General features: G+C 67.7%; 20 protein-coding genes. 15 read left to right on the top strand and 5 right to left on the bottom strand.

What is annotated here, in order from left to right:
• Positions 1-183: 183 nt before the first annotated feature.
• The gene (locus tag LG3211_RS23385; RefSeq protein ID WP_083512794.1) at positions 184-780 is read right to left on the bottom strand and encodes a 4'-phosphopantetheinyl transferase family protein; all 597 of its coding nucleotides are present in this window, start codon (positions 778-780) and stop codon (positions 184-186) included.
• Between the two features lie 300 nt (positions 781-1,080).
• On the opposite strand from LG3211_RS23385, the gene LG3211_RS23380 reads away from it, so the two are divergent.
• The 3 genes from LG3211_RS23380 (at position 1,081) to LG3211_RS23375 (ending at position 3,000) form a co-directional block, all read left to right on the top strand.
• Entirely contained in the window at positions 1,081-2,367 is a 1,287-nt protein-coding gene (locus tag LG3211_RS23380) for an AMP-binding protein (protein WP_057945699.1), read from the top strand.
• A gap of 13 nt (positions 2,368-2,380) precedes the next feature.
• Entirely contained in the window at positions 2,381-2,554 is a 174-nt protein-coding gene (locus LG3211_RS26595) for a hypothetical protein (protein ID WP_187313089.1), read from the top strand.
• Between the two features lie 164 nt (positions 2,555-2,718).
• The gene (locus LG3211_RS23375) at positions 2,719-3,000 is read left to right on the top strand and encodes a GlsB/YeaQ/YmgE family stress response membrane protein (protein WP_057944946.1); all 282 of its coding nucleotides are present in this window, start codon (positions 2,719-2,721) and stop codon (positions 2,998-3,000) included.
• 84 nt (positions 3,001-3,084) lie between these two features.
• On the opposite strand, the gene LG3211_RS27610 is transcribed toward LG3211_RS23375, so the two are convergent.
• The 4 genes from LG3211_RS27610 to LG3211_RS23360 form a co-directional block, all read right to left on the bottom strand.
• Positions 3,085-3,282, bottom strand: a complete 198-nt coding sequence (locus LG3211_RS27610; RefSeq protein WP_222837550.1) for a DUF6053 domain-containing protein — start codon at positions 3,280-3,282, stop codon at positions 3,085-3,087.
• The gene (gene xth / locus LG3211_RS23370; RefSeq protein ID WP_057944945.1) at positions 3,283-4,053 is read right to left on the bottom strand and encodes an exodeoxyribonuclease III; all 771 of its coding nucleotides are present in this window, start codon (positions 4,051-4,053) and stop codon (positions 3,283-3,285) included.
• Positions 4,054-4,122: 69 nt separating this feature from the next.
• The gene (locus LG3211_RS23365) at positions 4,123-4,782 is read right to left on the bottom strand and encodes a hypothetical protein (protein ID WP_148649122.1); all 660 of its coding nucleotides are present in this window, start codon (positions 4,780-4,782) and stop codon (positions 4,123-4,125) included.
• A gap of 73 nt (positions 4,783-4,855) precedes the next feature.
• Positions 4,856-6,283 carry a coniferyl aldehyde dehydrogenase gene (locus tag LG3211_RS23360; protein ID WP_057944943.1) on the bottom strand — a complete coding sequence of 476 codons (1,428 nt, stop codon included), beginning with the start codon at positions 6,281-6,283 and terminating at the stop codon, positions 4,856-4,858.
• 233 nt (positions 6,284-6,516) lie between these two features.
• On the opposite strand from LG3211_RS23360, the gene LG3211_RS23355 reads away from it, so the two are divergent.
• The 12 genes from LG3211_RS23355 to LG3211_RS23300 all read left to right on the top strand — a co-directional run bounded on the left by LG3211_RS23355 (position 6,517) and on the right by LG3211_RS23300 (position 22,768).
• Positions 6,517-7,872: a HEAT repeat domain-containing protein gene (locus LG3211_RS23355; RefSeq protein ID WP_187313088.1), complete on the top strand. Its 1,356-nt coding sequence runs from the start codon at positions 6,517-6,519 to the stop codon at positions 7,870-7,872.
• A gap of 122 nt (positions 7,873-7,994) precedes the next feature.
• Entirely contained in the window at positions 7,995-8,537 is a 543-nt protein-coding gene (locus LG3211_RS23350; protein ID WP_057944941.1) for a gamma carbonic anhydrase family protein, read from the top strand.
• Positions 8,538-8,602: 65 nt separating this feature from the next.
• Positions 8,603-9,121, top strand: coding sequence for an RDD family protein (locus LG3211_RS23345; RefSeq protein ID WP_057944940.1), 519 nt, complete (start codon positions 8,603-8,605; stop codon positions 9,119-9,121).
• Positions 9,121-9,804, top strand: coding sequence for an RDD family protein (locus LG3211_RS23340; protein ID WP_057944939.1), 684 nt, complete (start codon positions 9,121-9,123; stop codon positions 9,802-9,804). The genes LG3211_RS23345 and LG3211_RS23340 overlap by 1 nt, the downstream gene beginning before the upstream one ends.
• Positions 9,801-10,814 (top strand): stage II sporulation protein M, encoded by a 1,014-nt coding sequence (locus LG3211_RS23335; protein ID WP_057944938.1) that lies wholly within the window; start codon positions 9,801-9,803, stop codon positions 10,812-10,814. The genes LG3211_RS23340 and LG3211_RS23335 overlap by 4 nt, the downstream gene beginning before the upstream one ends.
• Positions 10,811-12,460: a hypothetical protein gene (locus tag LG3211_RS23330; RefSeq protein ID WP_057944937.1), complete on the top strand. Its 1,650-nt coding sequence runs from the start codon at positions 10,811-10,813 to the stop codon at positions 12,458-12,460. Before LG3211_RS23335 ends, LG3211_RS23330 begins: the two co-directional genes overlap by 4 nt.
• Entirely contained in the window at positions 12,457-13,683 is a 1,227-nt protein-coding gene (locus tag LG3211_RS23325) for a DUF4350 domain-containing protein (RefSeq protein ID WP_083512953.1), read from the top strand. Before LG3211_RS23330 ends, LG3211_RS23325 begins: the two co-directional genes overlap by 4 nt.
• The gene (locus tag LG3211_RS23320) at positions 13,680-14,669 is read left to right on the top strand and encodes an AAA family ATPase (RefSeq protein ID WP_057944935.1); all 990 of its coding nucleotides are present in this window, start codon (positions 13,680-13,682) and stop codon (positions 14,667-14,669) included. The genes LG3211_RS23325 and LG3211_RS23320 overlap by 4 nt, the downstream gene beginning before the upstream one ends.
• On the top strand, positions 14,666-16,060 hold the full coding sequence (locus LG3211_RS23315) for a DUF58 domain-containing protein (RefSeq protein WP_083512791.1): 1,395 nt from the start codon (positions 14,666-14,668) through the stop codon (positions 16,058-16,060). Before LG3211_RS23320 ends, LG3211_RS23315 begins: the two co-directional genes overlap by 4 nt.
• A gap of 172 nt (positions 16,061-16,232) precedes the next feature.
• Positions 16,233-16,625: a hypothetical protein gene (locus tag LG3211_RS23310; RefSeq protein WP_148649121.1), complete on the top strand. Its 393-nt coding sequence runs from the start codon at positions 16,233-16,235 to the stop codon at positions 16,623-16,625.
• Positions 16,626-16,653: 28 nt separating this feature from the next.
• Positions 16,654-19,740, top strand: coding sequence for an FG-GAP-like repeat-containing protein (locus tag LG3211_RS23305; protein ID WP_148649120.1), 3,087 nt, complete (start codon positions 16,654-16,656; stop codon positions 19,738-19,740).
• Complete coding sequence (locus LG3211_RS23300; RefSeq protein WP_187313087.1) at positions 19,679-22,768, top strand: FG-GAP-like repeat-containing protein; 3,090 nt, start codon at positions 19,679-19,681, stop codon at positions 22,766-22,768. The genes LG3211_RS23305 and LG3211_RS23300 overlap by 62 nt, the downstream gene beginning before the upstream one ends.
• Positions 22,769-22,845 lie beyond the last annotated feature (77 nt).

The following is a 22,845-nucleotide window of genomic DNA, read 5'->3' as shown; positions in this document are numbered from 1 at the left end:
GGGTGCCTGGAGTTGCGTCGCGGCTTGGGTCGGGGCTGAAGCTCCCTTCCTCGGAGACATCGGCGATTGCGCCGCGAACATCGGAGACGTTGCCGGGGAGTCTGCGTGCGCTCGGAATCTATTGTGAGAGGGAGCTTCAGCCCCGACTCGAACCCCACTTGCGACGAAACCGCAGCCGGCCCCTCAACCCCAAGGCCGCCACGCCAACGCACCCAGATATCCCGGTGCCGGCTCGATCTCGCAAAACCGCCATTGCTGCGGCATTCCAAGGCCCGGATCGCATTCGACCAGCACCAGCCCCCCGCCGCGTTCCTCGAAACGCAACTTGTCCAGGCCGTACGACAGCCCGTGCCCATGCGCCTTCAGCACCGCCTCCTTCGCGCACCACAGGCGCAGGAAGGCGAGATCGCGATCGGCGTGCGCGGTCAGCCACTGCGCTTCGGGCGCGGTGAAGTAGCGCTGGGCGATCTCGACCGCGCGCGGCCGCCGGTGCAGCCGCTCCAGGTCCACGCCGACCTGGGCGCGATGCGCCAGCGCGACCAGCAGGTGCTCGCCGCTGTGGCTCCAGTTGCAGTCGTAGTCCTGGTGCGGCGGGTCCAGGTGCGGGCGTTGGCGATCGTCGCGCGACAGCGTCAGTCCGGCATCGTCCAGTTGCCCGGCGAGCCAGCCGCGCGCCTGCGGCTCGGCCGGCGCGCCGTGCGGGTGCGGCAGCCAGACCCAGCGCGGCGTCGCGTCGCCGGACGCGGCGACGGACGAAGGTGAACGAGCGGACAGGGACATGAACGAGGGCAGTTTGGCGGGTGGCGGCCCAGTCAGCGTAAGCTAAACGCCTGGGGACCGGGTTCGTTCGAGGTGTGCACGCGGGGGCGTGGCATCGTTGCTGAAGTGGAGCTGGGCGGCCGCGACGGCCGTCAGCCTGCGATCAGGCGCAGCCGGGCAAGTTGCAGGCAATGAAAGCGGCCATGGCCGCGGGAAACCATATTGATGTCAGCGGTTATCGATCCGAGCCAGGTTCCGCTCAGCCAGGGTCTAGCGCGCAGCGCGCAGTGGTTCGATCTGGTCGCCGGCGCGCCCGGTCGCATGCTCGCCTTCGGCGGCGGACCGCGGATCGAGCGCGAACGTTTCGAGCGCGAAGTGCGCGCCCTCGCCGCGCGCCTGCCGCAGGCCGCGTGCGCGGTGAATCTGTGCGAGAACCGCTATCGCTTCCTGGTCGCGCTGTGCGCGGTGGCGCTGCGCGGGCAGGCCAATCTGCTGCCGTCCTCGCGCGCCCCGGCGGTGATCGACGACGTGCTGGTGCGTTACCCGGACAGTTACTGCATCGGCGATCTGCCGCTGGACCCGACGCCGCCGCGCTATCTGCATCTGGCGCAGACGCTGGAACAGGCCGAGGGCGAACCGCTGCAGGTCGATGCGCAGGCCTTGCTGGCGATCGGCTTCACCTCCGGCAGCACCGGCCAGCCCAAGCCCAATCACAAGACCTGGGACGCGTTCCGCACCAGCACCGCGCAGAACCTGGCCGCGCTGCAGGACCTGCTGCGCGCCGGCGAGATCACCCCGCTGGTCGCGACCGTGCCGCCGCAGCACATGTACGGCATGGAGATGTCGGTGCTGCTGCCGCTGCTGGGGCCGGTCGCGGTGCACGCGCATCGGCCGTTCTTTCCCGGCGACGTCGCCCGCGCCCTGAGCGATGCGGATACGCCGCCGCTGTTGGTGACCACGCCGGTGCATCTGCGCGCGCTGGTCGAATCCGGCATCGAACTGCCGGCGTTGGCCGGCATCGTCTCGGCCACCGCGCCGCTGCCGGTGGAACTGGCCCAGGCCGCCGAAGCGCGTTACCGCTGCGAAGTGCGCGAAGTGTTCGGTTCCACCGAGACGTGCGTGTTCGCGCGCCGCCGCACCGCGCTGGAAGCGGCGTGGACGCCGCTGCCCGGCGTGCGCGTGTGCCCGCAACCCGACGGCACCGCGATCCACGCGCCGCATCTGCCCGAGCCGGTGGTGCTGGCCGATCTGATGGAAGTCGAAGCCGACGGCCGCTTCGTGCTGCGCGGCCGCAGCGCCGATCTGCTGGAGATCGCCGGCAAGCGCGCTTCGCTCGGCGATCTCACCCGCAAGCTGCTCGCCATCGACGGCGTTCGCGACGGCGTGGTGTTCCAACTCGATGCCGCCGACCATTTCGGCGTGCGCCGCATCGCCGCGCTGGCGGTCGCGCCGGGCCTGGGCGAAGCGCAGATCCTGCATGCGCTGCGGCAGAGCATCGACCCGGTGTTCCTGCCGCGCCCGCTGCGCTGCGTGAGCGCGTTGCCGCGCAACGAAACCGGCAAGCTGCCGCGGCATGCGTTGGAAGCGATGCTGCATTCGCAGGAGTAAGGCGGTTGCGCGGGTGAACGATTCATCCGCGTCGCGGCCTTCATCGCGCGGCATCGACGATCGTTTTCGCGCGCATCGCCGCGCCGCGCGCGGCTATCGCCATGATGCAGAAGTGAAGCGCGGCCGGGTTTTTCATTACTGCAACGACGTCGAAACCCGCCGCGTCACGGCTCGTTCATCTGCATGAAAAGCCGTGCGTTTCTTCACGGATCGCTGATGCGAACTTCGACGTTGCCATCACGTAGCACGCTCCAGACTGCCTGTGTCGCCCGTTCAGGGGGCAGCGATCGATAGTGCGCTCAGGCACACGATCGCTGTATGCATTCATCAGGAATCGTCAGGAGAACGCGCATGAGCATTACCGGCTTAATCATCTGGCTTGTCGTAGGCGGCGTCATCGGCTGGATCGCCAGCATGATCATGAAGACCGATGGGCAGCAGGGCATCTTCCTCAACATCATCGTCGGCATCGTCGGTTCGTTCCTCGGCGGCTGGCTCGGCGGCGTGGCCGGCATCGGCGGCGGCACCATCAACAGCGGCGCGTTCAATCTGTCCGGATTGCTGCTGTCGCTGGTCGGTGCGGTGGTGCTGCTGGCGATCGTGAATCTGTTCCGTCGCGGACGGGTGCGCTGATCGCGGCTTAGCGGCCCGACATCGATACGCGATAAAGCGAAGGCCCGGCGCAAGCCGGGCCTTCGTCGTGAGAGGGATCGGATTTTACCGGCGAGTTTTTGTAGGAGGGGCTTCAGTCCCGATGCTTTCCGTTCCGATCGCAGCGGCTGATCGAAAGGCATCGGGGCTGAAGCCCCTCCCACAAAAGACCTCGCTGCTTTCGCAGAATCTTACGATTCCCGATTCCCGATTCCCGATTCCCGATTCCCGATTCCCGATTCCCGATTCCCGATTCCCGAACAATCAGCCCGCCAACTCCACCCACGCCGGCGCATGATCGCTCGGCCGATCCCAGGTGCGCGGTTCGCGATCGATGCCGGCGGCCACGCAACGCGCGCGCAGCGATTCGGAGATCAGGGTCAGGTCGATGCGCAGGCCTAGGTTGCGGCGGAAGCCGGCCTGGCGGTAATCCCACCACGAAAACTGGCCGTCTTCCTGGTTGTGCAGGCGATAGGCGTCGTGCAGGCCCAGCGCGAGCAGGCGCTGCAACGCGTCGCGCTCGGCGGTGGAGGTGAGGATATGGTTCTCGTTCCACACCGCCGGGTCGTGGGTGTCGCGCGCTTCCGGGGCGATGTTGAAATCGCCGAGCACGATCAGGTCCGGATGCTGCTGGATTTCCTGCGCGACCCAGGCATGCACCGCATCGAGCCAGCGCAGTTTGTAGGCGTACTTGTCCGTGCCCACGTCCTGGCCGTTGACCACGTAGAGATTGACGATGCGCACGCCGCCCACGGTCGCGGCGATCACGCGCTTTTGCTCGTCCTCGAACCCGGGGATGCCGACTTGCACGTCCTGCGCGCTCTCGCGCGAGAGGATCGCCACGCCGTTGTAGGTCTTCTGCCCGGCGAACACGCTGCGGTAGCCGGCGCCGATCAGCGCGGTGTCCGGGAAGCGGCCGTCTTCGAGCTTGGTTTCCTGCAGCGCGACCACGTCGGGCGCGAACCCGGCCAGCCACTGTTCCAGATGCGGCAGGCGCACGTTGAGGGAGTTGACGTTCCAGCTGACGATTTTCATGGGCGAAGTGTAGCCGCAGGGCGGCGCGATGTCGGCACACGCAAGGCGGCCGCAGTGCCGGCTTCGGGTTCAATCGACGAATTCGACCGTCCGCAGCACCTGCTTGATCGACTCCAGGCCTTGTTTCCGCCCGCTGGGGTAGTTCGCCTGCCCCATCAGCGTGTTCGCGCCCACGGCGCAGAAGGTCAGCGAGCGCAGGCCCGGGGTTTTGGATTCGAACGACACCACGAACCCATCCCAGCCCTTGCCTTCGATCGGCTCGATCGCGGCCTTGGGCAACCGCGCCGCCGCCTCGGTCAGGATCCAGGCGCCGCCTTGCTTCCGCGCCGGGCAGTTGGCGTCGACATAGGTGGACGGCTCGGCGGTGCTGGCCGTGCAGCGCAGGCCGAACCAGGGCTCATCGTGCGGCCTGGGTTTTATGTAGTCCCAGTACACGCCGGAGTACGTCTCCACATCCGGCTTCTGCAGATACGGCGCGTGCGCGCGGGTGAATTTTCCGTCCGGCCGGTAGAACACCGCGTCGGCGGACGAAGGTGAGGTCCAGAAATAGTCGCCGCCATCGATCTTCAGGCGGATGCGGCACTCGTCCACTTTCGCCACGACTTCGTTCGCGCCATGCCTGAGCTCGATATCGGACGGAACCCGGACGCGTTCGGCCGCGCCGGCCGCGAGCGAAGCGGCGAGCACGGCAGGGCAGGTGGCCGCGACAAGGCTGGCTGGGAAGTTCATCGAGGCCTTCGCTGATGAGTAAGTCCGGATCGAACGCTGCATCGGCCCGGCGCGGCATCTTATCCGCCGCCGCTCACTTCGCCAGCCAGCGGATCATCGCGTCGATCCTGCCGCGGTACGGCGGCTTGATCATGTCGCTGCCGGCCTTGGAGCGCTGATAGAACACCGGCAGCAGCTTGCTGAAAGTATCGAAGCCGTTGCGGCCGTGGATGGCGCCGATGCCGCTGGGGCCGATGCCGCCGAAGGGCAGGTCGTGGGCGCCGAAATGCAGCAAGGTGTCGTTGACGGTGACGCCGCCGGACAGGGTCTGGGTCAGGATCTTTTCGATCTGCGCCGAGTCGTGGCCGAACGGATACAGCGCCAGCGGACGATCGAGCGCGTTGATGCGGGCGATGGCTTCATCGAGCGTGCGGTAGCTCAGGATCGGCAGGATCGGCCCGAAGATTTCGTGCTGCATCACCAGCGCGTCCATGCCCGGTTCGATCACCAGCGCCGGCGGGAAGATGCGTTCGGCTTCGCGCTGCTCGCGCGGGGCGGAGTCGGCGAACGGTTCTTCGATGCGCAGGCCGCGCGTGCGCGCATCGTCGAGGTAACTCGACAACCGCGCGTACTGGCTGGCGTTGATGATGCGGGTGTAGTCGCGCGGCTCCACCAGATCGCCGTAGCGCTGCTGCAACTGCCGCAACAGCGCCGCGACCAGTTCGTCGCGGCGCGCCGCATCGACCAGCACGTAGTCCACGCCGATGCAGGTCTGTCCGGCGTTGAACCACTTGCCGCTGGCGATGCGCGCGGCGGCCTGTTCGATCGGATAGTCGGCGCAGATCAGCGCCGGCGCCTTGCCGCCCAGTTCCAGCGTCACCGGGGTGAGGTTGGGCGCGGCCGCGGCCATGACCTTACGCCCGACCGCGGTCGAGCCGGTGAACAGCAGATGGTCGAATGGCAGCGCGGAAAATGCCGCGCCGACCTCGGGCCCGCCGATCGCCACGGCCACGCGGTCTTCCGGAAACACTTCGGCCAGCAATTCGCGCAGGAACCGGGCGACGCGCGGGGTGTGTTCGGACGGCTTGAGATAGACGTGATTGCCGGCGGCGATCGCCGACACCAGCGGCACCAGGGCCAGGTTCACCGGGTAATTCCACGGCGACAGGATGCCGACCACGCCGACCGGCTCGGGCCGGATCTCCGCGCGCGCCGGCCAGAAGCGCCAGCCGACCGAAGCGCCGCGCGGGCGCATCCAGCGGCGCAGGCGGGCGAGCGCGTGGTCGATCTCGGCCTGGGTGATCATGACTTCGGACAGCAGGTTCTCGTGACTGGAGCGATGGCCGAAGTCGCCGCGGATGGCCGCGTCCATTTCCGGGCCGCGCTCGCGGAACACATCGCGCAGGCGGATCAGATCGGCACGGCGCTGAGTGTAGTCGGGCTTGCGCGCCTGCCAGGCGGCGCGCAGGCGCTCGCGGGTGGCGGCAAGGTCGGCGATCGGGGTGTCGGCGAGTATGTCCATACGCAGCAGTGTAGTCGTCCCGGCGGCGCGGAAGTGTGCCGGCGACGGGGCGCGAGAGGACAAGCAAGGGGGCGGCGGCGGCCGTTGTGCGGCGCGGGCGCGAGTCGATCGCGGATCCGCGTTGCCGCCTGCGCCGTTCGCGCCGTGCATGGGCGGACGATGACAGCGGCCACTGGCCGAACCGCCCGCCGCTCGGGCAGGCTGCGCGCCACAGCCGGACGCGGGAGCCGCCGTTGATCGATTGGAACGCCGTCGAAGACTGCTTCGTCGCCGATGCGACGGCGGCGCTGCGCGCATTGTTCGCGCGCCATCCCGAGCAAGCCTTCTACGTGGCCGCGCTGTACGGCGCGTACCGCGAACTCGACGGGCCGATCTATCTGCCGTCGCTGGCCGCCAACAGCCTGCAGGCGCTCGGCCGCGATACGCCGATGAGCGATCCGCCGTGCGAATTCCACAGCGAGGCCTGGAATCCGCCGGACTGGCAGTGGCCGGATCTCGACTTCGCCGGCCCGGCCCTGTGCGAGTGGGCCGCGCGGCTCGATCGCCACGCCCGCGACGCCAGCCGCGAGCAGTGGCTGGACAGCGAACGGCGCTGGTTGCAGGTGCTGGTCGCGGCTTGCCGCAGGATCGCCGAGGCGCTCGCCGCGCTGCCGATGCGGGCGCCGCTGTTGGTCGTGTTCGTGCACGACGAAGAGCACGTCGAAACCTTGCTGCGTCAATGCCTGGATGAGCCGGTCTTCGCGCGCTTGTTTCCCGGACAACTGGCGATCGAGCGAGAACGCGCGCGCCTCGACGCGCTGGCGCCGTCGGCGCGCGCCGAGGCCCTGCTCGAACTGGCGCAACGCCACGACAGCCTGCTGGGCTGGCAAGAAATCGACGAGCGCTTGTGCGCGATCGGCGCCGCGGCGGTGCCGGCGTTGCTGGCGCGCTTGCGCGCGGACGCGCGCGACTGGCGCGCGGCGATGCTGCTCGGGCGCATCGGCGAGGCCACGACGGAGGTCGTCGAAGCCTTGCGGCGGCAGGCGGGCGAACGCGGCGAAGCCTCCGCGCGCGCCTGGGCGGCGCGTTCGCTGGCGCTGCTGGGCGACAACGACTGGTTGTTCGCCCAACTCGAACGCGGCGCCGGCACTCCGGCGCTCGAAGGCCTGTGCGCGCCGTACCGGCATTCGCGCGACGGCAGCCGCTGCCGGCTCGATTACGCGGTGCTGGAGCGCCTGCTCGCCGGGCCGGCGCGAACCGCGGCGCAGGCGCTGGAGATCCTCAAGCCCGGCAGCGGATACGGCAGCCTGCGCGCGCAGGACATCGACGAAGCGCTGCGCGGACTGCGTTCGGGCTTCCCGTTCGTGCGCCGGCATGCGGCGATCGTGCTGAGCGAGCGCGGCCTCGGCGCGCGCGCCGGCGAGCGCATCCTGCCGGCGCTGGCCGAGCGCATCGGCCGGGACGAAGATCCCGAGGTGCGCTGGTTTTCGGTCCTGGGGCTGGGCGACTGGAAGTCCGATGCGCGGCCCTGGCACGCGGCGGCCGAGGCCGCCCTGGCCGACCCGGACCCGCGCGTGCGCGATGCCGCGCGGCGCTGCCTGGACGGCTGAGCAGCCGGGCCGTGGGCGCAGGCCGTTCGACCGCCGCGCCGCGATCCATCCGCCGCCTTGCCGGCTGAGCCCAAACCGCGCCGCCGCGGCTGTTCGCCGCGCGCACCGCTTACAATGCCCGCATGAGCCTGCGCCCCTATCTCGACAGTTTTCCCACCCTCGGCGAACGCGTTTACGTCGATCCCGCCGCCACCATCATCGGTGCGGTCACCCTGGCCGACGACGTCTCGATCTGGCCCGGCTGCGTGGTCCGCGGCGACGTCAACTCGATCGCCATCGGCGCGCGCACCAACATCCAGGACGGCAGCATCGTCCACGTCACCCACGAAGGCCCATTCACTCGCCCCGGCGGGCTGCCGACGGTGATCGCCAACGACGTGACCGTCGGCCACGGCGCCATCATCCACGCCTGCACCGTGGATGAGTTCGCCCTGATCGGCATGGGCGCGAAGATTCTCGACGGCGCCCGGATCATGCGCTTCGGCTTCGTCGGCGCCGGCGCGGTGATCGCGCCGGGCAAGGTGGTCGGCGAGGGCGAGCTGTGGGTCGGCAATCCGGCCCGGCTGGCGCGCCGCCTCAGCGAGCGCGAGATCGAGCAACTGCAATACAGCGCGCAGCACTATGTCCGCCTCAAGGACCGCTACCTGGGCATGTTGTCGGGCTAGTCAGGCCCGGCGGCCGCGTTTACAGTCGCGGCAGGGGAAAGCAGGACTCAGGGAGTCATCGCGACATGGAAGAAACGCAGAATCCGTACGCCGCGCCGAGCGCGCCGCCGCCGTTGCCCGCCGAAATGTGGGACCAAAGCGTCAGGGCCGATCGCGGCATCCGCCTGGTCGCGCGCCTGATCGACTGGGGCCTGCAGATGGCCTGCCTGATTCCGTTGATCGTGATCGTGGCGATGAATCCGCAACAAAACGGCGAGACCCCGGATTTCACTCCGCTGCAGATCACCGGCATGGTGATTTGCGGCTTGGCCGTGCTGGGCCTGGCGATCTATCAGCTGGTGCTGCTGTACCAGACCTCGCAGACGCTGGGCAAGCGCTGGATGAATATCAAGATCGTGCGCAACGACGGCTCGCCGGCCAGCTTCGGCCGCATCCTGGGCCTGCGCATGGTGGTCACCGGGGTGATCGAGCAAGTGCCCTGCCTCGGCGGCCTGTTCGCCCTGGCCAACGTGCTGTGGATCTTCGGCGAGGAAAGCCGCTGCCTGCACGACCTGCTCGCCGACACCAAGGTCGTCAACGCCTGATGCTCGACACGTACCGCCAGGTGGTGACACCCGAAGGGGTGGCCCTGCACCTGCGCGCGGCCGGTCCGGTGCCGCGGGCGCTGGCGTACGCGATCGACCTGGCCGCGCGCGGCGCCATCTACACCGCGTTTCTGCAGGCGCTCGTAGGCCTGTTCGGCGGCGCCGGCTACGCGCTGCTGATGCTGATCAGCTTCGTGCTGAGCTGGTTCTACGCGGTGCTGTTCGAAGTGCTGATGCAGGGCCGCACGCCCGGCAAATGGGCGCTGGGCCTGCGCGTGGTCGCCGCCGACGGCGCGCCGGTCGGCTGGATGGCGTCGTTTACCCGCAATCTGTTGCGCGTGGTCGATGCCTTGCCGGTCGGCTATGCGGTCGGGCTGACCACGTGCCTGATCGATCCCTGGGGCCGTCGCCTCGGCGACATGGTCGCCGGTACCCTGGTGGTGCACGCGCCGCGCCAGCAGATCCTGCATGAGGCCGCGGTGGCGCCGGCGATCGCGCCGAACCAGATGCTGCTGCAGCACGAACAAGCCGCCGTGGTCGCCTTCGCCGAACGCGGCCCGCGCCTGACCGCGGCGCGCCAGGCCGAGCTCGCCGATCTGGCCGAGCCGCTGGTGCACGCGCGCGGCGAAACCGCGGTGACGCGGCTGTACGGCATCGCCAACTGGCTGCTGGGGCGACGATGAGGCAGGAGCGTTTCGTCGAGCGTCATCAGGCCGAGTGGCGCGAGTTCGAATTCTGGCTGGAGAAGCGTTCGCTCAGCGCGCGCGATGCGCGCAGGCACCGGCGCTCGTGGACCGGCATCGGCGACGATGAAATGCCCGCGCGCCATCGACGCCTGTGCCAGCAACTGGCGCTGGCGCGCCGGCGCGGCTACAGCGCGGTGGTCACCGACCGCCTGCAGTCGCTGATGCAGCGCGGCCACAGCGTGCTGTACCGGACCAAGCCGGTGCACTGGCGACGCGCGATCGAATTCCTGCTGGCCGGTTTCCCGCGCCTGGTACGCGCCGAATGGCGCTGCATGCTGACGGCGGCGCTGCTGTTCGTGATTCCGCTGGTGAGCATCTTCGTCGCCATCCAGATCAAGCCCGACCTGGCCTCGGGCCTGTTCGACGCGCAATCGCTGGCCAGTTACGAGCAAATGTACGACCCGGCCTCCAAGCGCCACCTGGGTCGCACCGACGAAGACGACCTGCAGATGTTCGCGCACTACATCGGCAACAACGTCGGCATCGGTTTCCAGACCTTCGCCGCCGGCCTGCTGGCCGGTTTGGGCACGGTGTTCGTGCTGATCTTCAACGGCATCACCATCGGCGGGGTTGCCGGGCATCTGCAGGCGGTCGGCCACGGCGATCCGTTCTGGCGTTTCGTCGCCGGGCATTCGGCGCCGGAACTCACCGCGATCGTCATCGCCGGCGGCGCCGGCCTGCGCATGGGCCTGAGCCTGCTGGCGCCAGGCCAGCGCCGCCGCGTCGATTCGCTGATCCACGGCGGCCGCCGCGGCGCCAAGATCTGTATCGGCGTGTTCGCGATGCTGGTGTTCGCCGCCTTCGTGGAAGCGTTCTGGTCCTCGATCGCGAGCGTGCCGGCGTCGATCAAGTACACGGTCGGCGCGGCGTTGTGGGTGCTGGTGTTCGCCTGGCTGGCGCGCGGCGGCCGCAACGCGATCCATCAGGACGACGAAGACGCGCAATGAAGCTCGAAGCGCTCACCGTCGCCCTGCGTCCGCGCACCTCGTGGGAAGCCTGCGAACTCGGCATGGCCCTGGTCCGCCGCCATGCCGGCGCGATCTGGAAGCCGTGGCTGCTGGTGACCTTGCCGCTGCTGGTGCTGCTCAACGCCGCCGGCTGGGCGCTGGACCTGCTGTGGCTGTCGGGCCTGCTGATGTGGTGGCTCAAGCCGTGGTTCGACCGCATTCCTCTGTTCGTGATTTCGCGCGCGGTATTCGGCGAAACCCCGAGCACGCGCCAGACCGTGCGCGCGCAGCTGCGCTGGGGCGCGCGCTGGTGGCTGCCGTACCTGACCTGGCGCCGGCTGGGCCCGGCGCGTTCGCTGTATCTGCCGGTGGATCTGCTCGAAGGCGGCGACGGTTCGGAAGCGCGCCAGCGCCGTTCCGCGCTGGGCGCGCCGGTGTACGGGGTGTGCGCGCTGCTGACGCTGGTGTGCGCCAACTTCGAAATGCTGATCGTCCTCGGCACGGTGTTCGCCGGGCTGGTCATCATTCCGTTCGACTATCTGCCCGACACGCTGAAGTCGCTGTGGGATTCCTTCCTCGAACAGCCGCACTGGATGAACGCGTTGTTCAACGGCCTGATCTGGATCGCGGTCAGCGTGATCGAGCCGTTCTACGTCGGCGCCGGTTTCGGCCTGTACCTCAACCGCCGCACCGAGATCGAAGGCTGGGACATCGAGATCGTGTTCCGCCGCCTGCGCGCGCGCCTGGCCGCGGCCGCCGCGCCGACGCTGCTGGCGTTGTGCCTGATGGCCGGCTGGCTGCCCGATGTCGCGGCGCAGATCGCCGCCAGCGATGAACCCGCCGCCGCGGCGCAGGTCGCGGACGCGCCCATCGAGGCGAGCGAGGAAGACGATTCCGAGGAAGAACCGGAGCCGTCGCACACCCGCACCGCGCCGATCCGCGAATTCGACAGCAGCAAGAAATCCAGGCGTCTGCCATCTACGCTGGGCGAGTTGTACGGCGATGCCCGCGCCGACGACCGCAGCCTGCGCGACGCGGTGGCCAAGGCGATGGTCGAGCCGAGCGTCGCGCCCAAGCACAAGCAGACAGTGTGGAAGGCCAAGAACGAGGTCGCCAAGGACGAGCCCAAGGCGCGCGACGCCGCCTTGTTCAAGGAACTGGGCGAAGGACTGGCGTCGGCGCTGCGGGTGGTGCTGTGGGGCATCGTGGCGGTGATCGTCGGCCTGCTGTTGTTCACCGCCGGACGCTGGCTGGGCTGGTTCCGCGGCGGCGGCGAGGAGGACGCGCCGGCGCCCGGCGAAGTGCGCACCGCCGCGCTCGCCGAGCCCGAGCCGCTGCCCGACGACATTCCCACCGCGATCCGCCGCCTGTGGCACAGCGGCCGCCATCGCGACGCGTTGGCGCTGATGTACCGCGCCGCGGTCGAATCGATGGCCGCGCGCGCGCAGATCGTGCTGGTGCCCGGCGCCACCGAGGCGCAGTGCCTGCGCGCCTCGCGCAAGCTCGGCGCGGCCGAAGACCGCGACGTGTTCGCGCGCGCGGTGCGCACCTGGCAGTACGCGGCCTATGCGCAGACGATGCCCGGCAGCGAGGATTTCGACGATCTGGTCGGCCAGTTGGCGCAGCGCTTCGGGTGGACGGCATGAACCGCGGCAACGCAGTGTTCGTCGCCGTCGGCGCGGTCGTGGTGATCGCGCTGGCGCTGATCATCGGCGTGATCTGGAAGCGCGGCTACGTCAAGGTCGAGGAAACCGTCGATAGCCCGCGCACCGGCGAGGCCGCCAGCAATCCGCTGTACGTGCTCAAGCTGGCCTTGCAGAAGGACGGGGTGAAGGTCGACGCGCGCCAGCGCCTGCTGTTGTCCACGCACACGTTGAAGCCGCGCGACACGGTGCTGATCTATCGCGATCCGCGCACGCTGTCCGCGTCCGACGCCGATGCCTTGCTGGCCTGGGTCGAGCACGGCGGCCATCTGATCGTGCGCACGCCGCCGTGGCGCGAAAATATCGGCAGCTCGCCGGTGCCGGTGCTCGACGCGCTCGGGGTGACCCTGCTCGACGCCGACGACGTGCCCGACGCCGAGGATCAGCGCGACCAGTGCGTGGGCCTGTACGAGCGCAGCACCGCGCCGCAGGACTTGTTCTGCGACGCGCGCCGGTTCTATTTCTACAACAGCGAGGTCGATCCGGACTTCGCCTGGGGCGATGAGGACAGCGCCTACGTCTACGCGCGCTTCCCTTTCGGCGAGGGCAAGGTCGATGTGCTGTCGGACCTGGATTTCCTGTCCAATCGCGGCGGCACCGGCAATTCGTTTCTCGACGGCCTGGGCATGGGCGGGCGCGATCGCATCGCCAAGCCGGGCAGCGCCGCCCTGGCGCGGCAGGTCCTGGCGCCGAATTACCGCGCCGGCACCATCCACCTGATCTACGCCGCTGAAGTTCCGTCGCTGTGGAAGACCCTGATCGTCAACAGCTGGATGGCGTGGCTGCCGCTGCTGCTGTGGCTGCTGGGCTGGCTGTGGCAGCGCATGCAGCGGCTGGGGCCGTTGCGGCCGGCGCCGGCGATGGAGCGGCGTTCGCTGCTGGAACATATCGTCGCCAGCGGCGAACACATCTACCGCTACGGCTACGGCCCGAGCCTGCACGCGGCGGTGCGCGCCGCGTTCCTGGCGCGATTGCGCCGGCGCGATCCGTATGCCGCCGCGATCCAGGGCGAGGCGCAGATCGACCTGCTCGCCCAGCGCTACAAGAACGAACCCAACCTCGACGTCGCCGCGATCCGCGACGCCCTGGCCACTCCGCTGGCGCGCGACCACGCCGCGTTCCGCGCCCGCATCGCCACTTTGATCCGCATGAGAAACCGCTTATGAGCCTCGACGCCGCTCCGCTCGTTCCGATCACCGGCGCCGCGCTGGCGCAACGCGCCGCCGAAGTGCGCGAGCAAGTCAGCAAGGCCTTCATCGGCCAGGCCGACGTTCTCGACCAGATCCTCATCGCCTTGCTCGCCGGCGGCCACGCGCTGCTGGAAGGCGTACCCGGCCTGGGCAAGACCCTGGTGGTGCGCGCGCTGTCCAAGGCCCTGGACTGCGGCTATGCGCGCGTGCAGTTCACGCCCGACCTGATGCCCAGCGACATCAGCGGCCACGCGGTATACGACCCCAAGACGGAGAGCTTCAACATCCGCAGGGGCCCTGTTTTCACCAATCTGCTGTTGGCCGACGAAATCAATCGCGCTCCGGCCAAGACCCAGTCGGCCTTGCTCGAAGCGATGCAGGAACTGCAGGTCACCATCGAAGGCCACAGCTTCGAGCTGCCGCCGCCGTTCCTGACCCTGGCCACGCAGAATCCGGTCGAGCAGGAAGGCACCTACCCGCTGCCCGAAGCGCAGTTGGACCGGTTCCTGCTCAAGATTCTGATCGACTACCCCAGCCGCGCCGACGAGAAGCGCATGGTCACCGCGGTCAGCCTGGGCCGCAGCGCGTCGGATTTCGATCTCTCGCAGGTGCAGCGCGTGCTCGGCCCGGAAGAGATCGTGGCGATGCAGCAAGGCACCGCGCTGGTGCGGGTGGACGAGGCGGTGATCGACTACGTCGTGCGCATCGTCGGCAAGACCCGCGACTGGGCCGGCATCGCGCTCGGCGCCGGCCCGCGCGGCAGCCTCGGGCTGGTGCGCGCGGCGCGCGCGCAGGCGGTGCTGTCGGGCCGCGATTTCGTCACTCCCGACGACGTGCGCGAAGTCGCCAAGCCGGTGCTGCGCCATCGCATCGCGCTGGCGCCGGAGTTGCAGATCGAGGGCCAGTCGCCCGACGACGTGCTGCACACCCTGCTCGCCACGGTGGAAGCGCCGCGTCAATGAAATCGGCCTTGCCGCCGCCGCTGCCGGTTGCATCGAGCGACGCCGATCTGTCGGTGCCGCGCGATCGCGCGCTGCCGCGGCGCGGTTGGGCGCGGCCGGCGCCGCGCTGGGCGTGGCTGGTGCTGCCGTGGTCGGCGCTGGGCCTGGCGGCCAGCGCGGGCTGGCTGCAGACGCAGGCATGGCAGGCGGCGACGATCGTGGTGTTGCTGATTGCGCTGATCGACCTGGCGCGACTGTTGCGCGCGCCGACGCCGCAGGCCGCGCGCAAGATGCACGACACCTGGGCGATCGGCGTGGAGCGTCCGGTCACCCTGACCGTGGAAGCGAGCCAGCGCCGGCAGCGCGTGGACGCATTCGATCTGCATCCTGGCGGCTGGGCGATGCGCGATCTGCCGCGCCGTCTGGATCTGCGCCGCGGCGAGGCGGCGATCTTCGATTACCAGTTGCGCGCCAACATGCGCGGCGACTTCCAGTTCGACGGCGTGCAACTGCGCATGCATTCGCCGTGGGGCCTGTGGTGGCAGTCGCGGGTGACCGGCGAAATCCAGCGCGTGCGCGTGTTTCCCAATTTCGCCCCGCTGGCCAAGTTCGCGATGTTCAGCGCCGAACAGGCCTCGCGGCTGGTCGGCGCGCACGTCAAGCGCCGCCGCGGCGAAGGCACCGATTTCCACCAGATGCGCGAGTATCGCGTCGGCGACAGCCTGCGCCAGATCGACTGGAAGGCGACCGCGCGCGCGCGTCGGCTGATCTCGCGCGAGTACCAGGACGAACGCAACCAGCAACTGGTGCTGATGCTCGACACCGGCCGCCGGCTGATGGCGCGCGACGGCGCCTTGTCGCATTTCGATCACGTGCTGGACGCGGCGCTGGTGGTGGCGTATCTGGCGCTGCGTCAGGGCGACGGCGTCGGCTTGCTCGCCAACGGCGGCCAGAGCCGCTGGGTGCCGCCGCAGCGCGGCGTCGGCGCGATCGACAACCTGCTGCGCGCCAGCTACGCGCTGCAGCCGCAGCCGATCGCCACCGACTTCCTCGCCGCGGCCACCGAATTGTCGCTGCGCCAGCGCCGCCGCTCGCTGGTGATGCTGGTGACGAATCTGCGCGACGAAGACATGGACGATCTGCTCGCCGCCGTGCGCATGCTGCGCGGGCGTCACCTGGTGTGCGTGGCCAGTCTGCGCGAAGGCTCGCTCGACCAGGCGCTGGACGAAGAGGTCGACGACCTGTCCGGCGCGATACGCGCCGGCGCCACCGCGCAATACCTGGAACACCGCGTGCGCGCGCACGAAGCCCTGCGCAATCATGGAGTCATGGTGCTGGACGTGAGCTGCAGCCAACTGGCGGCGTCGTTGGTGGAGAAGTATCTCGCGGTTAAGCGAGACGGGTTGCTGTAGGCCCAACGGGCTATTCAGAAAATTTCGGGCGACATATTCCCTATATCCCTGTGATATCCGTCACTTTCCCTTATGATCGCGCCCACGGGGCGGCCGACGTCCGCGCCGACAAGGACGCGGCCCGGCAATTCATCGCCACGGCATAGGGATCGTGCTGGCTCAGGGGACATCGGTGGGTATTTTCAAGCTATTGGCGGTCGGTGCGATGTGCGCCGTATCTTCTTTCGCCGCGCCCGCGACCATCGTCGCCGGTAGCGGTCAGGGCGGCCATTGCGCCATCTGCAACGGCGTGGCGATCATTCCCGCCGCCGACATCTATCTGGCCGGATCCAGCAACGGCTACAAACTGGACCCCGGCGCTGCCATGAGCACGGCCATCGGCCCATCGGGCTACTACGCCGCCGAACCCGGCGACGGCAAGCCAGCACCCAGGCGCGGTTTCGAGGCGCATCGGCGATCGCAGTGGACGTCAGCGGCGCGTTGTGTTTCGCCGACATCGGACAACCGTGCAGCAGACCGCCTCAGGGGTCGTTCGACGATGTGGATCGGCGGCACTTTCAAGTAAGGCGTGGGCCGGCTCGTGCCATGGCGTTTTGAGTTTCAAACGCGCGCGGGCGGGAAGCTCGCCGTATTCGGATACGGGCGCGGGTACGCGTCTGGCACAGATTAATCAGGAGGGCATGATGCGGACTCTCGGACTGCTAATCATCGGCGCGATCTGCGCTGCGTTTTCTGCCGCGTCGCAAGGCGCGATCATCACCTCCGTCGCCGGCGGCGGCAGCGGCGGCAGTTATGCCACGCGGCAAAGTCTGTTTCAGCCCAAGGCGATCGCCATCACGCCGAACGGCGACATGTACGTGGCCGAATATTCGCAGATACGCAAGATCACGCCCGACGGCGTCGCCACAATCATCGCCGGCGCCAGCTATCTGGGCTACGGCGGCGATGGCGGGCCCGCCGTCGACGCCGTGCTCAATCAACCTTCCGCGATCGCGGTCGATCCTGCGGGCAACATCTATATCGCCGATACCTACAATCATCGTATCCGCAAGATCGACACCAGCGGCATTATCCGCACGATCGCTGGCACCGGTGTGGCCGCTGCGTCGGACGACGGCGTCGCTACGGCCACGTCGTTGAATTATCCCGGCGGCGTTGCGTTCGGCGGCCCCAAAAATACGTTGTATATCGCCGACACCCAGAATCACCGTATTCGCCTGCTCGACACGGACGGCAGACTGGTGACCGTCGCTGGCGATGGCGTCGCCGGCTTCAGCGGCGAGGGCGTGCCGGCAGAGCAGGCGCGGGTATCCGCCCCGACCGGCTTGGCCACCGATGTCGCCAACTTGTACATCGCCGATACCGGCAACGAGCGCGTTCGTCAGATCGATTTCGTCGGTCGCATCCGGACGTTGGCCGGTGGCGGCAGCAGCGACACGACCACCGACGCGCTCACGGCGAGGTTGCGTGAGCCGCGTGCCCTGGCCATCGAACCGGGAACTCCTTTTTTGTTCGTGGCCGAAGCCGGCAGTTCGGTCGTGCGTCAGATCTCGGGAGGCTGGATCAGGCCGTTTGCCGGCGTCGCCAACAGTCCCGGCTATGCCGGCGACGGTGGCGATGCGACCCTGGCGACCTTCAATCGGCCGGCCGGTGTGGCATTGGACAGCGATGGCAACATCTATGTCGCCGATACCGGCAACCAGCGGGTACGCAAAGTCGCGCTGAGAAGCGCAGGCCTGCCTCGCGTGGGCGGCAGCAAGTTCCTGGGCTATTCCGTCATCCCCGTTCCCGCCACGGTGACGCAACGGTATGCAAGACTGGCTGTGGGCGATGTGACCGGCGATGGACTCGACGATGTCGTCGTGGCAACCGGACGCGAATCCGGCAGCGATCCGCAGACATTGAAGGTGATGTTGTTCTCCGGCCTGGCCGGCGGCGGTCTGGCCGCTCCGCAGACCGCGTACTACGCCAGCGAAGGCAGTGTCGTCGTTCCCAATATCGTGCTCGCCGATATGAACAACGACGACATCCTCGATATCCTGATCGGCGAACGCACGGGCCTTTCGATTTTCCCAGGAAATGGCAACGGCGCTCTGTCGGGCACGCATTATTCGCTGCCGATCCCAGGCGGCGTGGCTGGCGCCTTGGCGGTGATGGACGTCAATAACGACAGTACGCCCGATGTCGTGCACTACCTCGACGATCTGGGCGACCAAGTCGCGCGCGATCTGCAAGTGTTCCTGGGCAGCGGCGGCGGTCGTCTGGCGGCTCCCTATGCCGTGAACAGCGCGCTGGCAGGTGGGTCGAATATCCGCGCCGGCGACGTCAATGGCGACGGTTTCAAGGATCTGGTGGTGACGACGAAGTACGCTCAGATCTACGTGTACGAACACGACGGCATCAACAATTTCAGGCCTGAGCGCTCGGCCGGAGTCGGCGGGAACATCGCTTTAGGCGATTTCGATCACGACGGACGCACGGACATTCTTTCCGCGATCTACGGCAACGGCAGCAGCACCATGGTCGTGAGGTACAGCGCCGATGGCCGTTCCGAAATGAGCTCCATACCGGAAGTGGCGCTCGATCTGAATGCGGGCGATTTCAATGGCGATCGCCGCGACGACTTGCTGCTGACGAGATACGACGAATTGGTGGCCTACCGTCAGACCCCGCTGGGCCTGTCCGATGAAGTGGCTTATTCGGCTCCTGGCGCGATCGGCGTGGCGCGAGGCGAAATCAGCGGCGACGGTTGCCGCGATGCCGTGGTTCTGAGCAGCCAGGGCCTGTTGCTGTTCCCGGGACGCAACTGCGTGGAAGGCACGCTCAATGATTTGAATGGCGATGGCAAATCGGATCTGGTGTGGCGCGACGACAGCCGCGAGCATCTGGTGACCTGGCGGATGGACGGTGCGACCCGCGTCGAAGGCATGAGCCGCCTGGTATCGCCGGAGTGGCGAGTGTTGGCGACCGGCGATTTCCAGGGCGACCACAAGCTCGATCTCATCTGGACCGACGGCATGCAAATGCAGCTGTGGGAGGGAGACGGCAAAGGCGGATTCACCGGCGTGCAGATGCGCAGTTACCCGGTTGGCTATCGCGTGGTTGCGGTGGGCGACGTCAACGGCGACGGCAACACCGATCTGCTGTGGCGTGGCGACGACAATACCGCTGTCGGCCTGTGGGTTATGAAGGGCGCGCAGATCATCGACAGCGCCTCCTACAGTGTGAAGAAGACCTGGTGGGTCGCCGGCAGCGCGGACATGACCGGCGATGGACGCATGGACGTGGTCTGGACCGATGGCACGTTCATGAGCTTGGCGCAGGCGGACGAAGGTCTGACTTTCAAGTTTGTGGAGATGCCCGGCTATCCGCAGGGTTGGGAACTGGCCGCGGTCGGCGACATCAACGGCGACGGCAAGGGCGACCTGATGTGGCGTTATCCGGACGAAGGCTACCTGGTGACTTGGGCGATGGACGGCGCCACGCGTTTGTCCGGACGGACTTATCAGCCCGGCGCGGCCTGGCGAATCGTCCAGACCGGCGATTTGACCGGCGACGGCCGCACCGACGTGATCTGGACCGATGGCCATCAGATGCAGTTGTGGCAATCGCAGGGCGATGGATTCGTCGGTGTGCCGATGCTGGATTATCCAGTCGGCTGGTCCACCGTGCGGCGCTGACGGCGATCGCATCGCTGCACGCGATCGTCACGAACCAATATTAAATCAGGGGGCCACAGTGCGAATCGGACATCTTCTCGGCTTTGGCGCGTTGTGCGCGGCGTTGTGCGGCACGGGTCAGGCCGCGATCATCACCTCGGTCGCCGGCGGCGGATGGAATGGCCAATACGCCACGCGCATCTCGCTGCAATACACCAAGGCTATCGCGATCACCGGATCGGATCACATGTACGTGGCCGATCTTGTCCATGTCTACCGAATTGATCCCGATGGCCTGACCCAGGTGATTGCCGGCACCGACACGCCCGGTTATAGCGGCGACGGCGGGCCGGCCACCGCTGCGCAGATCAACGACCCCACCGCGCTCGCGGTGGATGCGGCGGGCAACGTCTACTTCGCCGATACGGGCAACAACCGCGTCCGCAGGATCGGTACCGATGGGATCATCACTACCGTCGCCGGCACGGGCGCGATCGGTGCTGCGGTCGATGGGCCCGCCACGGCGAGCCCGGTGAGCTATCCCAGCGGCTTGGCGATCGGCCCCGACGGCCTGCTCTATATCGCCGACAGCGGCAACGAACGCGTGCGCCGGCTCAACGCCGACGGGACCTTGCAGACCGTCGCCGGTGGCGGCAGCAACGGCTTCGGCGACGGCGGTCCGGCCACCGGCGCCTATATATCCACGGTCAGGGGACTGGCGTTCGATCGCGCCGGCGCCCTGTATCTGGTGGGCAGCGAGCGAATTCGCCGGATCGGTACGGACGGCATCATCACCACCGTGGCCGGCGGCGGCTTCAGCACGGACGATGGTCCGGTATTGAATGCGCTATTGAGTTCCCCTTGGGGCCTGACTGTGGATGCCTTCGGCAACCTCTATGTGGCCGAGTCCGGAACATCGCGCGTACGCAAGATCGCCAACGGCTCGATCGTCACGGTGGCCGGGCGCATGAACGGCGGGTACCTGGATGGGGACGGCGGTGAAGCCACCCTCGCGTCGCTCAATCGACCCCACGCCGTAGCCACCGACAGCGAGGGCAATGTCTACATTGCCGATTCGCTCAACGCACGGGTACGTAAACTAGCGCTGGCCGGAACTGGATTGCCGCGTACCGGCGAGTTCCCCTTCCAGGCCGCACAGGGGATGAACGTCGCCATCACGCCGATGCGGGTGAAAGTCGGCGATGTCACCGGCGACGGCCGCGACGACATCGTCCTGGTCCAGGGTTCTGCCAGCTCGATCAATCCGGCCATCGACAATCGGGTCGCGGTGTACCCGCGCAAGCTGGGAGGCGGCTTTGCCGATCCGATCATCGTCAAGTTCTTTCCGGATCAGCGACTGATTACGCCCGATCTGCATCTGGCCGACATGAACCGAGACGGCATCGACGATATCGTCATCGGCCACCGTCTCGGCGTGAGCATCCTGTTGGGCAATCGCAACGGGACGTTGACCAGCCGCAATTCCTACCTGTCCACTCCGAGCAGCCTCGACGGCAGCGTCGCCGTGCTCGACGTCAATCGTGACGGCTACCTGGATGTCGCGCATCAGCGATCGGACGTGGGCAATCCCGGCGCGCGCGATTTCAATGTGTTCTTCGGCAACCCGGGCGGGGCCATCATGTCGTTGGCCCCGATCAATACCTCGTTGCGTGGTGGTTATCCGCTGCATGCGATCGACGTCAACGACGATGGGATCAAGGACTTGGTGGCGATGGTCGGAGGGCGCCTCTACTTGTTTCTGCACGACGGCATAAGCGGGTTCAAGAGCGAGGTTTATTTCGGCGAAGGCGTGGCTTCCATCGGCAGCGGAGACTTCGACGACGACGGCCGCATCAACATCGTTGAATCCGCAGGAAACGAGCCCAGCTACGCGGTATGGGTGCTCGGTCAGCGCATGGTGACCAACTACCTGCTCAGTGAGCTGACAGGAGCCGATATGGATGGCGACGGCCGCGACGACCTGGTAGCCGTCGCGAAAGACAAGCTGTTCTTTTACAGGCAGAACGATTTCGGTTTGAGCGAAGCATCCATTGCCTCCGCCAGCCTGGGCCGGATCGCGGTCGGCGATCTGAACGGCGATGGTTGCAAGGATGTGGTCGGAACGACCGCGAACGCGAGCTTCGTGCAGATCCACTATGGCAAGAACTGCGTCAATTCCAAGCCCGCATCGTCGGACATCGAAGGCAACGGTCGCAGCGACTTGATCTGGCGCGACGATGCGCGTCAGCACGTCGCGATCTGGGGCATGAGCGGCGCTGAGCGGTTGTACGGCGTCGGCCACAACGTGCCGCCGGAATGGCGGGTGATCGCCACCGGCGATTTCAACGGCGATCGCAAGCTCGACCTGATCTGGACCGACGGCGTCAGCATGCAGTTGTGGCAGGGTCGCGGCGACGGCTATTTCGACGGCGTGATGATGCGCGGCTATCCGACCGGTTACCGCGTGGTCGCGACCGGCGACATCACCGGAGACGGCAACGCCGACCTGCTGTGGCGCAACGACGCCAACACGGCGATGGGGTTGTGGGCGATGAACGGGGCGCAGGTGATCGACAGCCAAAGTTATTCGACCAGTCCCGACTGGTGGGTGGCCGGCAGCGGCGACCTCAGCGGCGACGGCCGCCTGGACCTGATCTGGACCAACGGCGCCTCGATGCAATTGTGGCGTGCGGTCGGCGACAAGATTTTCGCCGGCGACACCATGCCGGACTTCCCACAAGGCTGGGAACTGGGCGCGGTGGGCGATGTCACCGGCGACGGCAAGGCCGACCTGCTGTGGCGTCTGCCGGGCCAGCCGCACGTGGCGGCGTGGGCGATGGACGGCGCCGCGCGCCTGAGCGGCGCGCCGTACTTGATCGACGCCAACTGGCGCATCGCTCAGAGCGGCGATTACAACGGCGACGGCGTGACCGACCTGATCTGGACCGACGGCAGCCGCATGCGTCTGTGGCAGGCGGTCCCGGGCGGCGGCTTCGGCGAATTGGAAATGCCGGCGTATCCGCTGGGGTGGTCGACGATCCGCCGTTGAGGCCGGCGCCGGCGTATCGCCAGCGTAACCGCTGAGGTTGCGCGGGAGGACGCGGTCGGCCGAACCGGATCCGCGGG

The sequence above is a fragment of the Lysobacter gummosus genome, from assembly GCF_001442805.1.
Classification (GTDB): domain Bacteria; phylum Pseudomonadota; class Gammaproteobacteria; order Xanthomonadales; family Xanthomonadaceae; genus Lysobacter; species Lysobacter gummosus.
The sequence above is the reverse complement of the archived record's forward strand: the minus strand, read 5'-3'. Positions and strand labels throughout refer to the sequence as shown.

What these genes read in the sequence shown, in the direction of transcription:
- LG3211_RS23385 (WP_083512794.1), bottom strand. Translation starts at nt 780, where the DNA reads ATGTCCCTGTCCGCTCGTTCACCTTCGTCCGTCGCCGCGTCCGGCGAC.
- LG3211_RS23380 (WP_057945699.1), top strand. Translation starts at nt 1,081, where the DNA reads ATGCTCGCCTTCGGCGGCGGACCGCGGATCGAGCGCGAACGTTTCGAG.
- LG3211_RS23375 (WP_057944946.1), top strand. Translation starts at nt 2,719, where the DNA reads ATGAGCATTACCGGCTTAATCATCTGGCTTGTCGTAGGCGGCGTCATC.
- xth (WP_057944945.1), bottom strand. Translation starts at nt 4,053, where the DNA reads ATGAAAATCGTCAGCTGGAACGTCAACTCCCTCAACGTGCGCCTGCCG.
- LG3211_RS23365 (WP_148649122.1), bottom strand. Translation starts at nt 4,782, where the DNA reads ATGAACTTCCCAGCCAGCCTTGTCGCGGCCACCTGCCCTGCCGTGCTC.
- LG3211_RS23360 (WP_057944943.1), bottom strand. Translation starts at nt 6,283, where the DNA reads ATGGACATACTCGCCGACACCCCGATCGCCGACCTTGCCGCCACCCGC.
- LG3211_RS23350 (WP_057944941.1), top strand. Translation starts at nt 7,995, where the DNA reads ATGAGCCTGCGCCCCTATCTCGACAGTTTTCCCACCCTCGGCGAACGC.
- LG3211_RS23345 (WP_057944940.1), top strand. Translation starts at nt 8,603, where the DNA reads ATGGAAGAAACGCAGAATCCGTACGCCGCGCCGAGCGCGCCGCCGCCG.
- LG3211_RS23340 (WP_057944939.1), top strand. Translation starts at nt 9,121, where the DNA reads ATGCTCGACACGTACCGCCAGGTGGTGACACCCGAAGGGGTGGCCCTG.
- LG3211_RS23335 (WP_057944938.1), top strand. Translation starts at nt 9,801, where the DNA reads ATGAGGCAGGAGCGTTTCGTCGAGCGTCATCAGGCCGAGTGGCGCGAG.
- LG3211_RS23330 (WP_057944937.1), top strand. Translation starts at nt 10,811, where the DNA reads ATGAAGCTCGAAGCGCTCACCGTCGCCCTGCGTCCGCGCACCTCGTGG.
- LG3211_RS23325 (WP_083512953.1), top strand. Translation starts at nt 12,457, where the DNA reads ATGAACCGCGGCAACGCAGTGTTCGTCGCCGTCGGCGCGGTCGTGGTG.
- LG3211_RS23320 (WP_057944935.1), top strand. Translation starts at nt 13,680, where the DNA reads ATGAGCCTCGACGCCGCTCCGCTCGTTCCGATCACCGGCGCCGCGCTG.
- LG3211_RS23315 (WP_083512791.1), top strand. Translation starts at nt 14,666, where the DNA reads ATGAAATCGGCCTTGCCGCCGCCGCTGCCGGTTGCATCGAGCGACGCC.
- LG3211_RS23300 (WP_187313087.1), top strand. Translation starts at nt 19,679, where the DNA reads ATGGATTCGTCGGTGTGCCGATGCTGGATTATCCAGTCGGCTGGTCCA.